This is a genomic window from Pseudonocardia sp. ICBG601, assembly GCF_020496245.1.
Genome location: NZ_JAHLJA010000146.1, coordinates 200,111 through 212,914 on the forward strand (window position 1 = coordinate 200,111; position 12,804 = coordinate 212,914).

Genomic DNA, 12,804 nt, shown 5'->3' on the forward strand with positions numbered 1-12,804 from the left:
CTCCTCGGAGTACCGGGGCCGTCGTGTGTCCGGGGGTGGCGGCCTCAGCGGGCCCCGGGACGTTCGTGCCACGCGATGAACCCGGCCGCCCGTGCGGCGCCCTCCGCGGTGAAGTACAGGTCCGCGCGGGTGCGGACGTAGTACGGCGACTCCGGCGGGTGGAACCGCCGCGACCCGCTGTGCACCTTCACCCGGTGCGTCTCGGGCGGGTCGCCGCCGTCGGTGGGTGCGAGCACCGAGTCCGGGTACGGGCCGGGACGCACGCCCGGGGGCAGCGGCGCGGACGCCGCGGACGGGCCGATGATCCGGGAGTCGAGCGCCGCCAGCGCCGAGCCACCGGCGCCCTGTCGCGGCCGCGACGGGATCGGCAGCGGTGCGGGCGGGCCGTCGTCGGCCGGCGCGGGGCCCGGCTCGGGCAGCGGGGCCGGTTCGACGTCGTCGCGCAGGGCGTGGCGGCCGGCCGGCTCCTCGTCCTCGGCCGGTCCGTCCTGCGGCGCGAGGTCGCTCTCGGGGCGCGGGAGGGGGACCGCGGGGGCCGTGGCGGCGTCCGCGGTCGCGGCGGCGCCACCCGGCCCGCCCGGAGCCGGGACGGGGTCGGCCGCGCCCTCGTCAGCCGGACCGTCGTGGGCCGCGCCGACCTGGGCCGCGCTGTCGTGGGCCGCGCTGTCGTGGGCCGCACCGTCCGGGGCTGTGCCGTCCGAGGCTGTGCCGTCCGAGGCTGTGCCGTCCGGAGCTGTGCCGTCGTGGACCGCACCGTCCGAGGCTGTGCCGTCGTGGACCGCACCGTCCGGGGCCGCGCCGTCGTGAGCCGCACCGTCCTGGGACAGGGCAACGGCACCGCCGGTCGTGGGCCTGTCGGCGCCGCCCGGACCGGTCCCGCCCGCGGTGACGCCGTCCCCGTCGGCTCCGTCTCCGTCGGCACCGCGACCCGACACCTCCGGACCGGACCCGTCCGGGGCCGTCGCCGTGGCTCCGGGCGCGACGTCCGCCGGCCGGGTCCCGGGCGCCGGGTCGGCCCCCGTCCCGCCGGCCGGCCCGTGCCCGCCCGGTGCATCGCCGGTCCCGGTGGGCCCGCCCGCGGTCGCCCCGGGGCCGGACCACTCCCCCGCACCGTCCGCCGGGGAGGGCGGCGCTGCGACGTCCGGCGACGGCGTGTGCGCCCCGGCCGCCGCAGCGGAGGGGTCGACCACCCCCGCGGTGTCGAACAGCCCCACGGTCCCGGGGTCGCGCCCCGGGCCCGGCCCGCCGGGCACCTCCGCCGTGTCGGGCGTCCCCGTGGCCTCCGGACCGCCCTCGACGGTCCCCCCGCGGCGACGGGACACCAGTACCCCCGCCGCCACCAGAACCACGAGCACCGCCAGCAGTACCCACATCCAGCCCATGCCGGACCTCCGTCCGCCCGGGACCGTCCCGGACCGCTGTCGCCGTGCTTGGTATCACGGATCGTGCCCGCCCCGCCGTCGTCTCGCGCGGGAGCACACCCGTACCGGATCATCGTGCCCGTGACCGACCACCCGAAGCGACCATGACCGCCGCCCGTTCCCCCGAACGAACCACACCCGAACGGAGTGAGCGGAATCCCGCCGGGCTCACCGCGGGCGTCGGCGCGTACGTCCTGTGGGGCCTGTTCCCGGCGTTCTGGCCGCTGCTGGACCCCGCGGCGCCGCTGGAGGTGCTCGCCCACCGCGTGCTGTGGACCGCGGTGCTGATGTCGCTGGTACTGACCGTGCTGCGCGGCTGGGGCGACGTGCGCGGGCTCGGTGTCCGCGGATGGCTCGCGACGGCCGCCGCCGCAGTGTTCATCGCGGTGAACTGGGGCCTGTTCATCTGGGGCGTGTCGGTGGGGCTGGTCGTCGAGTCCGCGCTCGGCTACTACATGACCCCGCTGGTCGGGGTGCTGTTCGGCGTCCTCGTCCTGCGGGAGCGGCTGCGGCCCGCGCAGTGGGTGGCGCTGGGGCTGGCGGCGACGGCCGTCGTCGTCATCGCCGTCGGGAACGGCACGGTGCCGTGGCTGTCGATGGCACTGGCCTGCTCGTTCGGGATCTACGGGCTGTTCAAGGCGACCGCGCCGCTGCCCGCCGCGGCCGGGCTGACCGCGGAGGGCCTCGTGCTCGTCGTGCCGGCCGCGGTGTTCCTGCTCGTCCTGCAGCTCTCCGGCGGCGGCACGTTCACCGGGCACGGCCCGTGGCACCTGCTGCTCATGCTGTCCGCGGGCCCGGCGACGGCGCTGCCGCTGCTGCTCTACGGCTCCGCGGCGCGACGGCTGCCGCTCACGACCCTCGGGGTGCTGCTCTACATCAACCCCACGCTGCAGTTCCTGTGGGGCGTGCTGGTGGTCGGGCAGACGATGTCCCCGGCCCGCTGGGCCGGGTTCGCCCTCGTGTGGCTGGCGCTGGTGGTGTTCACCGTCGACCTGCTGCGACGGCGACGCCCTCCGGCGCCTCAGCCCACCCGCTCCACCGTGTAGTCGGTCAGCGTCCGCAGCGCCTCGATCGCCGGGCACGGCGGCAGCACCGCCAGCTCGGCGCGCGCCCGGTCGGCGTACCCGGCGACGGTCTCGCGGGCCTTGACCAGCGCGTCACCGGAGCGGAGCAGCTCCAGCGCCTCGGCCACCTCGTCGTCGTCGCTGATCGGGGCGGCCAGCAGCTGCCGCAGCCTGCGCGCGTCGGCGGAGTCGTCGCCGTCGCGCAGGGCGTAGAGCATCGGAAGGGTGTGCACGCCCTCGCGCAGGTCGGTGCCGGGCGTCTTGCCCGAGTCGTCCGACGGCGACGCGATGTCGATGATGTCGTCGGAGATCTGGAAGGCCGCCCCGATGACCTCGCCGAAGGTCCGCAGCGCCTCGACGTGCTCGGCCGGTGCGCCGGAGAACATGCCGCCGTAGCGGCCCGAGGTCGCGATGAGCGACCCGGTCTTCTCCGCGACCACCCGCAGGTAGTGCTGCACCGGGTCGTCGGACGCCTTGGGGCCGCGGGTCTCGCGCATCTGACCGGTCACGAGCAGTGCGAACGTCTCGGCGATGATCCGCACCGCGTCCGGGCCCAGGTCGGCGACCAGCCGCGACGCGTGCGCGAACAGGAAGTCCCCGGTCAGGATCGCGATCGAGTTGTCCCAGCGCGAGTTCGCGGACTCCGCACCCCGCCGCATGGACGCCTCGTCCATCACGTCGTCGTGGTACAGCGTCGCCAGGTGGATCAGCTCCACCACGGCGGCCGCCGTGATCACCTCGTCGCGTTCGGGATGCGGTCCCACCTGCGCCGCGAGCAGCGTGAACAGCGGACGGAACCGCTTGCCCCCCGCGTCGATCAGGTGCAACGAGGTCTCGGTGACGAACTCGTAGTCGCTGTGCACCTCGCGGTGCAGCAGGTCCTCGACCCGCTTGAGCCCGTCAGCGGTGGCCTCGGCCAGGACCGGATCGGCCATCCGGATCCCGGCCACACTCTGTGTCTCCACCCCCACAGCCTACGAACGTCAGCCCGAGAACGCGCCGCTGGCGGCCCATTCGAGGACGGGTGTGGGAAGAATCCCGAGAACGAGGGTCGCCAGCGTGCCCAGAGTGATGGCCACGGTGGTGAACGCCCCGGGCACGACGACGGCCGGACCGTCCTCGGCGGGCTCCCGGAAGTACATGAGCACCACGATGCGCAGGTAGAAGAACGCGGCCACCGCGGACGCGACCAGCGCGATCACCACCAGCGGCACCATGCCGTCCGCCGACGCCGCCGAGAACACCGCGAACTTGGCGGTGAACCCGCTGGTCAGCGGGATGCCGGCGAGCGCGAGCAGCAGGAACGTCATGATCCCGGCGACGAGCGGCGACCGCTTCGCCAGGCCCGCCCAGGCCGCCAGGTCCGAGGCCTCGCCGTCGCCGGTGCGGACCAGCGAGATGATCCCGAAGACCGCGACCGTCGTGAAGCCGTAGGCCAGCAGGTAGAACAGCAGCCCGGACGTGCCCTGCGGGGTCAGCGCCATCGCGCCGAGCAGGATGAACCCGGCGTGGGCGATCGAGGAGTAGGCGATCATGCGCTTCACGTCGGTCTGGGTGAGCCCCAGCACCGCGCCGACGACCATCGAGACGACCGCGACGACCCACAGCACGCCGCGCCACTCCCAGACGGTGCTGCCGAAGCCGACGTAGAGCACCCGGGCGATCGCGCCGAACGCGGCGACCTTCGTGCAGGCCGCCATGAACGCCGTGACCGGCGTCGGGGCGCCCTGGTAGACGTCCGGGGTCCAGGTGTGGAACGGGGCGACCGAGCCCTTGAACAGCAGCCCCACCAGCAGCAGCGCCAAGCCCGCGAACAGCAGCGTGTCCGACGCCAGGGTGCCCGCGGCGGCCTGGGAGATCGCCGAGAGCCGCACCGAGCCCGCGTAGCCGTAGAGCAGCGCGATGCCGTAGAGGAAGAACGCCGAGCCGAACGCGCCGAGCAGGAAGTACTTGACCGCGGACTCCTGCGACAGCAGCCGACGGCGCCGCGCCAGCCCGCACATCAGGTACAGCGGCAGCGACAGGACCTCGAGCGCGATGAACATCGTCAGCAGGTCGTTCGCCGCGACGAACGCCATCATGCCGCCGAGCGCGAACAGCACGAACGGGAACGGCTCGGTCTGCATCGTCGGCGTCTCGTCGGGCGCCCCGTAGGAGCGGTCGACGTGCTCGCCGCCGGCTGGGGTGGCCGGGCCGCCGCCGGAGCGGACCGCGGCCCGCTCGGCGGCCGAGGCGACGAACACCCCGCCCGGCTCCACCGACCGGTCCGCGATCAGCAGCAGGCTGGGGATCGCGAGGACGATCAGCGTGCCCCACAGGAACAGCGAGGGCGCGTCCACCGACAGCGCAGTGCCGAAGGTCAGCACCGCCGCCGGGGACCCGAGCGCGTACCCGGCCAGCGCGACGAGCGCCGCGACCAGGGTCAGCCCGGTCAGCACGACCTGGACGGGCCAGCGCTGGTGCCGCGGGAGGAACGCCTCCAGCAGCACCGACACGCAGGCACCCGCGAACACGATCCACAGCGGCGCGGTGGCCGCCCAGTCGACCGCGGGCATCTCGATCGGAGCCACCTGGGCGGGGAGAACCAACGAGCTCATCGAGCGATCCCTCCAGCGACGACCGGGTCGGGCAGGCCGAGCTCGGTCATCGTCGCCGTCACCGACGGGTTGATCAGGTCGAGCACCGGGCCCGGGTAGAAGCCGAGCACCACGATCGCGACGATCAGCGGCACGAGCACGCCGATCTCACGACCCGTGAGGTCGGGGAAGCCGGAGCCCTTGCGCTGCGCGGCGACCGCCGGGTCGATCATCGACCCCGGGCCGCCCGCGCCACCGCGCTCCAGCGCCGCCATGACCGCGGTGCCGCGCACCGGGCCCTGCATCGTGCGCTGGTAGAACCACAGCACGTAGAGCGCGGCGAAGATGATGCCGATCGTCGCGATCACGGTGAACACCGGCCGGTTCGGGAACGAGCCGACCAGCACCAGGAACTCCGAGACGAACGAGTTCGTGCCGGGCAGCGCCAGCGAGCTCATCCCGGCCAGCAGCAGGCAGCCCGCCATCACCGGGGCGAGCTTCGCGACGCCGCCGTAGTCGGCGATCCGGCGCGAGCCGCCGCGGCTGATCAGCACGCCGACCATGACGAACAGCATGCCGGTCGAGAGACCGTGGTTGACCATGTAGAGCGTCGCGCCGGCGAAGGCCTGCGAGGAGAACGCGAACACCCCGAGCGCGATGAAGCCGAAGTGCGCCACCGAGGTGTAGGCGACGAACCGGCCCATGTCGGTCTGGGCGACCGCGAGCAGCGCGGCGTAGACGATCCCGGCGACGGCGAGCACCAGCACCAGCGGCGCCAGGGTCTGCGACGCCTGCGGGAACAGCGGCAGCAGGTACCGCAGGAAGCCGTAGGTGCCGACCTTGTCCAGCACGCCGACCAGCAGCACCGCGCCGACGATCGGGGCCTCGGCACCGGCGTCGGGCAGCCAGGTGTGGAACGGCACCAGCGGCGCCTTGATCGCGAACGCGACGAAGAAGCCGAGGAACAGCCAGATCTGGGTCGACTCCGGCACGCTCGACGCCATCGCCTGCAGGTCGGCCCAGGTGAACGTGCCCTGGCCCAGCTGCTGCTCGCTGACCACGAACAGCCCGATCAGCGACGCCAGCATGATGAGGCCGCCGAGCAGCGAGTACAGGAAGAACTTGACCGCCGCGTACTGCCGGCGCGGCCCGCCGAAGCGGCCGATCAGGAAGTACATCGGGACCAGCATGGCCTCGAAGAAGACGTAGAACAGGAAGACGTCGGTGGCGGCGAAGACGCCGACCAGCGTCGCCTGGGTCGCCAGCAGCAGCGCGAAGTACCCGGCGGCCGAGCGGCCCTCGGGCAGCTTCTCCGCCCACGCGAACAGCATCAGGCCGGGTACCAGGAACGCGGTGAGCCCGATCAGCGCCAGCGCGATGCCGTCGACGCCGAACGCGATGTGCGTGCCGAACGCGGGGATCCAGGACATCGAGAACTCGAGCTGGAACCGGGCGCCGGCCTGCGCCGCGGGGATGGAGTAGAGCGCCCACGCGACGACGACGAGCACCAGCTCCAGCAGCGCCGTCGCCATCGCGACCGCCTTCGCGAGCCCGGTGTTGGCGCGCAGCGGGTACATGACCAGCGCGCCGACGACCGGCACCAGCAGCAGGACGATCAGGAACGGGTTGCCCCCGGAGCCGGGGACGATGGGAGCCGTGTCCAGGGGGGTCATGAGACGAACCTCACCGCCAGCATCGCGGCGACGACGATGACCGCCCCGCCGAGCATCGAGAGTGCGTAGGACCGGACGAAGCCGGTCTGGAGCCGGCGCAGGCGGCTGGAACCGCCGCCGAACGCCGACGCGGTGCCGTTGACGGCCCCGTCGATCCCGCGGTCGTCGAACCAGGCGAGCGCCCGCGTGAGGACGATGCCGGGCCGCTCGATGAACGCCTCGTTGAAGGCGTTCGCGCCGAGGTCGGCACGGGCCGCGGCGACGACCGGCGACACCCGCTGCGGGCGCTCCACCGGCACCGGGGAGCGGCCGACGAACAGGTAGCCCGCCAGCACGCCGAGCAGCGAGACCCCGACCACCAGCCACGGGATCACCGCGTGCGGCAGGGCGCCGCCCTCGAGCTCGAGGCGCTCCCCCACGACCGGGGCGAGCCACTCCGGGATCATCCCGTAGAGCACGCCGCCGCCGAAGACGGAGCCGACCGCCAGCACGATCATCGGGACGGTCATCGTCGCCGGGGACTCGTGCGGGTGGTAGTCGCGGCCGTCGGTGGACTGCACCGTCCGCCAGCGCTCCGCACCGAAGAACGTCATGATCATCAGGCGGGTCATGTAGAAGGCGGTCAGACCGGCCGCGAGCGTCGCGAGCCCGCCGAACACCCAGCCCTGCCAGCCCTCCTGGGCGAACGCGGCCTCGATGATCGCGTCCTTGGAGAAGTAGCCGGACAGGAACGGGAAGCCGATCAGCGCGAGGTAGCCGAGGCCGAAGGTCACGAAGGTGACCGGCATCTTCCGCCACAGGCCGCCGAAGCGGCGCATGTCGACGTCGTCGTTCATGGCGTGCATGACCGAACCGGCGCCGAGGAAGAGCCCGGCCTTGAAGAAGCCGTGCGTCAGCAGGTGCAGGATGCCCAGCGCGTAGCCGGCCGGCCCGAGCCCGACGGCGAGGATCATGTAGCCGATCTGGCTGACCGTCGAGTAGGCCAGGACCTTCTTGATGTCGTCGTAGGCGCAGCCGATGATCGCGCCGATCATCAGCGTGATGACACCGATGAGCGCGACGACCAGCCGTCCGGTCTCGGACAGGTTGTAGATCGGCGAGGCCCGGGCGATGAGGTAGACGCCCGCGGTGACCATCGTGGCCGCGTGGATCAGGGCCGAGACCGGGGTCGGGCCCTCCATCGCGTCCGGGAGCCAGGACTGCAGCGGGAACTGGCCGGACTTGCCGCAGGCACCGAGCAGGAGCAGCAGCGTGATCGCGAGGACCGTGCCGCCGCCGACCTCGCCGATGCGGGCGAAGACCTCGGTGTACTGCAGGGTCCCGAGCTCCAGCCAGAGCAGGAAGATCGCGATCGCCAGGCCGACGTCGCCGACCCGGTTCATCAGGAACGCCTTCTTCGCCGCCGTCGCCGCGGAGGGCCGGTCCTGGTAGAAGCCGATCAGCAGGTACGACGCCAGGCCGACGCCCTCCCAGCCGAGGTAGAGCATCACGAAGTTGTTGCCGAGGACCAGCACCAGCATCGCGGCGACGAACAGGTTCAGCTGCGCGAAGAACCGCCGCCGGTTCGGGTCGTGGCTCATGTAGCCCACCGAGTAGAGGTGGATGAGCGCGCCGACCCCGGTGATCAGCAGGACGAACGTCAGCGACAGCGTGTCGATCCGGAGCCCGAAGTCGACCTCCAGCGCACCGGAGGACATCCAGGACCACAGCGACTGCTCGCGCAGCCGCTCGTCGGCGGGCAGGCCGAGGGTCTGCAGGAATATCGTCACACCGACGACGAACGCGCCGACGACGGTCGCGACGCCGAGCCAGTGGCCCCAGGCGTCGGCCCGCCGTCCGGCGAGGAAGAGCACGAGTGCACCGGCCGCGGGGAGCGCGATCAGCAACCAGGCCAGCGAGGCGGCGCCGGTCGCCTGCGGGGCGGCCTGTGCGAGAAGGACGGTCACCAGCGCGCTCCTAGTACTTCAAGAGGTTCGCGTCGTCCACCGACGACGACTGGCGGGTGCGGAAGATGGCCGTGATGATCGCGAGCCCGACGACGACCTCGCAGGCCGCGACGACCATCACGAACAGGGCCATCACCTGGCCGTCGAGGTTGCCGTTGATGCGCGAGAACGTGACCAGGGTCAGGTTCACCGCGTTCAGCATGAGCTCGATGCACATGAACACGACCACGGCGTTGCGCCGCACCAGGACGCCGACGGCGCCGATGGTGAACAGCAGCGCCGAGAGCAGCAGGTAGTACTCGGGCCTCATCGGTGCTCCCCGGTGTCGGCGGCCTCACCGGAGGCGGCGGTCCGGTCGGGTGCGGGGCGGCCGGTCAGCGCGTGCGCGTCCGGCGTCGTCGTGTCCGGCACGTCGACCGCGACCGACTCGATGATCTCCGACAGCGACTCCGGGGCGATCGAGCCGTCGGGCAGGATCGCCGGGACCGCGACCGAGTTCGCCGTCGCGTAGACGCCGGGGCCGGGCAGCGGGGAGATGCGGGCGTGCTCGCCGCGCAGCCGCTTCAGCACCGTCGCGCGCTGGCCGATCTTGGTGTGCTGGCTGCTCTGCGAGCCGGACAGCACCATCGCGCCGAGCGCGGCGACCATCAGCAGGGCCGCGGTCAGCTCGAACGCCAGCAGGTAGTCGGTGAAGATCAGCCGGCCGAGGCCGGGGACGTTGCCGTTCCACCCGAGCCCGCCCTGCGCCAGCCCCGCGGGGGTGACGCTGGTCAGGCCGCGGGCGAGCCCGCCGACCAGCAGCGCGGCCAGCGCGACGCCGAACACCAGCGCCGCGGCCCGCTGCCCGCGCAGCACCTCGATCACCGAGTCCTTGGAGTCCCGTCCGACCAGCATGAGGACGAACAGGAACAGCATCATCACGGCGCCGGTGTAGACGATGATCTGCACGAACCCGAGGAACGGGGCGGACTGCACGATGTACAGCACCGCGATCGAGAACATCGTCAGGACCAGCAGCAGCGCGGCGTGCACCGCGTGCCGGGCGAAGACCAGGCCGAGCGCGCCGGCCAGCGCCACCGGTCCGAGGATCCAGAACGCGACCGCCTCGCCGGTGCTCACCTCGCCCGCGGCCTGGGCGAGCACCGCGGTGGTGCTCATCGCGCCTGCTCCTTGGTCTGGTCCTGCGCGCTGACCTTCGCGAGCGTCGGGCCGGAGACGTAGTAGTCCTGCTCGTCCTCCCCGAGGCGCATCGGGTGCGGCGGCTGCTCCATGCCCGGCAGCAGCGGGGCCATCAGCTGCTCCTTGGTGTAGATGAGGTCCTGCCGGTTGTCGTCGGCCAGCTCGTAGAAGTTCGTCATCGTGAGCGAGCGCGTCGGGCAGGCCTCGATGCACAGGCCGCAGCCGATGCACCGCAGGTAGTTGATCTGGTAGATCGCGCCGTAGCGCTCACCGGGCGAGTACCGCGCCTCCTCGGTGTTGTCCCCGCCCTCGACGTAGATGGCGTCGGCCGGGCAGGCCCAGGCGCACAGCTCGCAGCCGACGCACTTCTCCAGCCCGTCCGGGTGCCGGTTGAGCTGGTGGCGCCCGTGGTAGCGCGGCGCGGCGGGCGGGAAGTCCTCGGGGTACTCCTCGGTGACGACCTTCTTGAACATCGTCGAGAAGGTGACGCCGAATCCCTTGAAGAAGTCGAACATCTAGCGCGCGTCCTTTCCGGCCGTGACGGCCTTCCGACGCTTCGGGGGTGAGTCGGGGACCACCAGGTCCAGCGGCGGGACGGGGTAGTCCGACGCCGGTTCGACCGGTGGCGCCTCGGTCTGCCGGTCGGGCAGCAGGAACGCCACCGCCAGGACGACGGCGAGCGCGAACCCGATCAGCGACAGCAGCAGCACGTAGTTGTCCGAGCCGGTGTTGACGAAGGCCCGGATGCCGAAGATCGCGACGATCCAGACCAGCATGACCGGGACCAGGACCTTCCAGCCCAGCTTCATGAACTGGTCGTAGCGGAACCGCGGCAGCGTCCCGCGCAGCCAGATGAACACGAACAGGAACAGCAGCACCTTGATGATGAAGGCGAGGAACTGCATCCAGCCGTACTCGTTGAGGAAGCTCAGCGGCCACGGCCACATGCCGCCGCCGAGGAACAGCGTCACCGCCATCGCCGAGACGGTCACCATGTTCACGTACTCGGCGAGGAAGAACAGCGCGAACTTCAGCGACGAGTACTCGGTGTGGAACCCGCCGACCAGCTCCGACTCGGCCTCGGGGAGGTCGAACGGGGCCCGGTTGGTCTCGCCGACCATCGCGATCACGAAGACCACGAAGCTCGGCAGCAGGAGCCAGAAGTACCAGCCCGACGCCTGCGCCCCGACGATCGTCGCGGTGGACAGCGAGCCGGAGTAGAGGACGACGCCGACGACGGCCAGACCCAGCGCGATCTCGTAGGAGATGACCTGGGCGGCCGAGCGCAGCGCGCCGAGCAGCGAGTACGGCGAGCCCGAGGCCCAGCCGCCGAGCACGATGCCGTAGACGCCGATCGAGGAGCAGGCCAGCACGACGAGCACGCCGACCGGGACGTCGACGAGCTGGAGCACCGTCTGCTCGCCGAAGATCGTGACCTCGCCGCCGAACGGGATGACGGAGAAGGCGACGAACGCCGGGATCGTCGAGATGACCGGGGCGATGAAGTAGACCTTCTTGTCGGCCATCGCCGGCATGATGTCTTCCTTGAACGCCAGCTTCAGACCGTCGGCGAGGCTCTGGAGCCAGCCGCCGGGGCCGGTCCGGTTCGGGCCCGGACGGTGCTGCATCCGGCCGACGACCTTGCGCTCCCAGTTGATCATGAACAGGGTCAGCACGACGCCGAGCGCGAACAGCCCGACGACCTTGATCAGGATCAGCCAGATCGGGTCGTCGGCGAGCAGCGCCTGGGTGTGCGTCAGCTGGTCCACCGGGGTGGGCGGGACCTGGGACAGGTTCACGACGCGCTTCCGTTCCCGGCCGGACCGACCGTCACGAGGTCACCGTGGCCCACCCCGAGCGTGGGGCGGACGTGCGAGCCGGGCGAGCAGGTCGGCAGCCAGACGACGCCGTCGGGCAGGTCGGTCAGCGCGACCGGCAGGGTGATCGCCCCGCGGTCGGTGCGGACCGTCGCCTCGGCGCCCTCGACCAGCGCGAGCCGCTCCGCGGTGGCCGCGTTGACCTTGACGTAGGGCCGCCGTGCCGTGCCGGCGAGCGTGGGCTCGTCGATCTGGAGGCTGCCGTCGTCGATCATCTGGCGCGAGGTGGCGAGGACCGCCTGGCCGTAGCCGGGACGCCGGGCCTGGCCCGCCGTGTGGTCCGGTGCGACGCCGCCGGCGCGGCGCGAGCCGAGCCGCTCCAGCTCCCCGGCCGCGGCGGCCGGGGTCTGGGTGAACAGGTCCGCGTCCATCTCGACGCCGAGGGTGTCGAGCACCCGGCAGTCCGGGAGCACGCCGGTCGCGTCGAGTGCGACGCCGAACTCGCGGCGGCGGCCCTCCCAGTTGACGTAGGCACCGGAGCGCTGGGCGTCCGGGGCGACCGGGAGGACGACGTCGGCGAGCTCGGTGACCGCCGAGGTGTGGATCTCCAGGCTGACCAGGAAGCCGACCTCGCGCAGCGCGGTGATCGCGGCCGTCGGGTCGGCCATGTCCTGCGGGTCGACCCCGCCGACCACGAGCGCGGCCAGCTCACCGGACGCGGCGGCGGCGAGGATCGCGTCGCCGTCGCGGCCCGGGGCGGACGGGACGGGGGCGCCCCAGACCTGCTCCAGCTCGGCGCGGGCGGCGGCGTCGGTGACGAGCCGGCCGCCGGGCAGCAGGGTGGGCAGCGCGCCCGCCTCGACCGCACCGCGGTCCCCGGCCCGGCGCGGCAGCCAGCCGATCGCCGCACCGGTGCGGGCGGCGAGCGCGGACACCGCCGAGTACAGGCCCGGCGACTCCGCGGCCCGGTCCCCGACCAGGATCACCGCGCCCGGCTGCTCCAGCGCGGCGACGACGTCGGCGCCCGGGTCGGCGACGACCGCGGCCTCCGCGCCGGGCACCGCGTGCAGCACGGTGGCGCCGGTCTTCTCGGCGCCGTAGCTGGTGAACGGGCCGACCTGGAAATGG

The 12,804-nt window shown here is 72.5% G+C and carries 11 protein-coding genes; 1 reads left to right on the plus strand and 10 read right to left on the minus strand.

The window, feature by feature from the left end:
• Positions 1-44: 44 nt before the first annotated feature.
• Complete coding sequence (locus KPL57_RS28875) at positions 45-1,382, minus strand: hypothetical protein (protein ID WP_226353891.1); 1,338 nt, start codon at positions 1,380-1,382, stop codon at positions 45-47.
• Positions 1,383-1,525: 143 nt separating this feature from the next.
• On the opposite strand from KPL57_RS28875, the gene rarD reads away from it, so the two are divergent.
• On the plus strand, positions 1,526-2,467 hold the full coding sequence (gene rarD / locus KPL57_RS28880) for an EamA family transporter RarD (RefSeq protein ID WP_226353892.1): 942 nt from the start codon (positions 1,526-1,528) through the stop codon (positions 2,465-2,467).
• On the opposite strand, the gene KPL57_RS28885 is transcribed toward rarD, so the two are convergent.
• From KPL57_RS28885 to KPL57_RS28925, 9 genes are all read right to left on the minus strand, one after another.
• On the minus strand, positions 2,443-3,420 hold the full coding sequence (locus KPL57_RS28885) for a polyprenyl synthetase family protein (RefSeq protein ID WP_062403804.1): 978 nt from the start codon (positions 3,418-3,420) through the stop codon (positions 2,443-2,445). The genes rarD and KPL57_RS28885 overlap by 25 nt on opposite strands.
• Positions 3,421-3,468: 48 nt before the next feature.
• A complete protein-coding gene (nuoN, locus tag KPL57_RS28890) occupies positions 3,469-5,082 on the minus strand; it encodes an NADH-quinone oxidoreductase subunit NuoN (RefSeq protein WP_226353893.1) in 1,614 nt (537 codons plus the stop codon).
• Entirely contained in the window at positions 5,079-6,734 is a 1,656-nt protein-coding gene (locus KPL57_RS28895; protein WP_226353894.1) for an NADH-quinone oxidoreductase subunit M, read from the minus strand. The genes nuoN and KPL57_RS28895 overlap by 4 nt, the downstream gene beginning before the upstream one ends.
• Complete coding sequence (nuoL, locus tag KPL57_RS28900) at positions 6,731-8,683, minus strand: NADH-quinone oxidoreductase subunit L (RefSeq protein ID WP_374203806.1); 1,953 nt, start codon at positions 8,681-8,683, stop codon at positions 6,731-6,733. The genes KPL57_RS28895 and nuoL overlap by 4 nt, the downstream gene beginning before the upstream one ends.
• Before the next feature lie 7 nt (positions 8,684-8,690).
• Positions 8,691-8,990, minus strand: coding sequence for an NADH-quinone oxidoreductase subunit NuoK (gene nuoK, locus KPL57_RS28905; RefSeq protein ID WP_060710483.1), 300 nt, complete (start codon positions 8,988-8,990; stop codon positions 8,691-8,693).
• The gene (locus tag KPL57_RS28910) at positions 8,987-9,838 is read right to left on the minus strand and encodes an NADH-quinone oxidoreductase subunit J (RefSeq protein ID WP_226353896.1); all 852 of its coding nucleotides are present in this window, start codon (positions 9,836-9,838) and stop codon (positions 8,987-8,989) included. Before KPL57_RS28910 ends, nuoK begins: the two co-directional genes overlap by 4 nt.
• A complete protein-coding gene (gene nuoI / locus KPL57_RS28915) occupies positions 9,835-10,374 on the minus strand; it encodes an NADH-quinone oxidoreductase subunit NuoI (protein ID WP_020623091.1) in 540 nt (179 codons plus the stop codon). The genes KPL57_RS28910 and nuoI overlap by 4 nt, the downstream gene beginning before the upstream one ends.
• Positions 10,375-11,619, minus strand: coding sequence for an NADH-quinone oxidoreductase subunit NuoH (nuoH, locus tag KPL57_RS28920; protein ID WP_226353903.1), 1,245 nt, complete (start codon positions 11,617-11,619; stop codon positions 10,375-10,377).
• A gap of 35 nt (positions 11,620-11,654) precedes the next feature.
• Positions 11,655-12,804, minus strand: a 1,150-nt coding sequence (locus tag KPL57_RS28925; RefSeq protein ID WP_226353897.1) for a molybdopterin dinucleotide binding domain-containing protein, incomplete at its 5' end; no start/stop codon positions are given.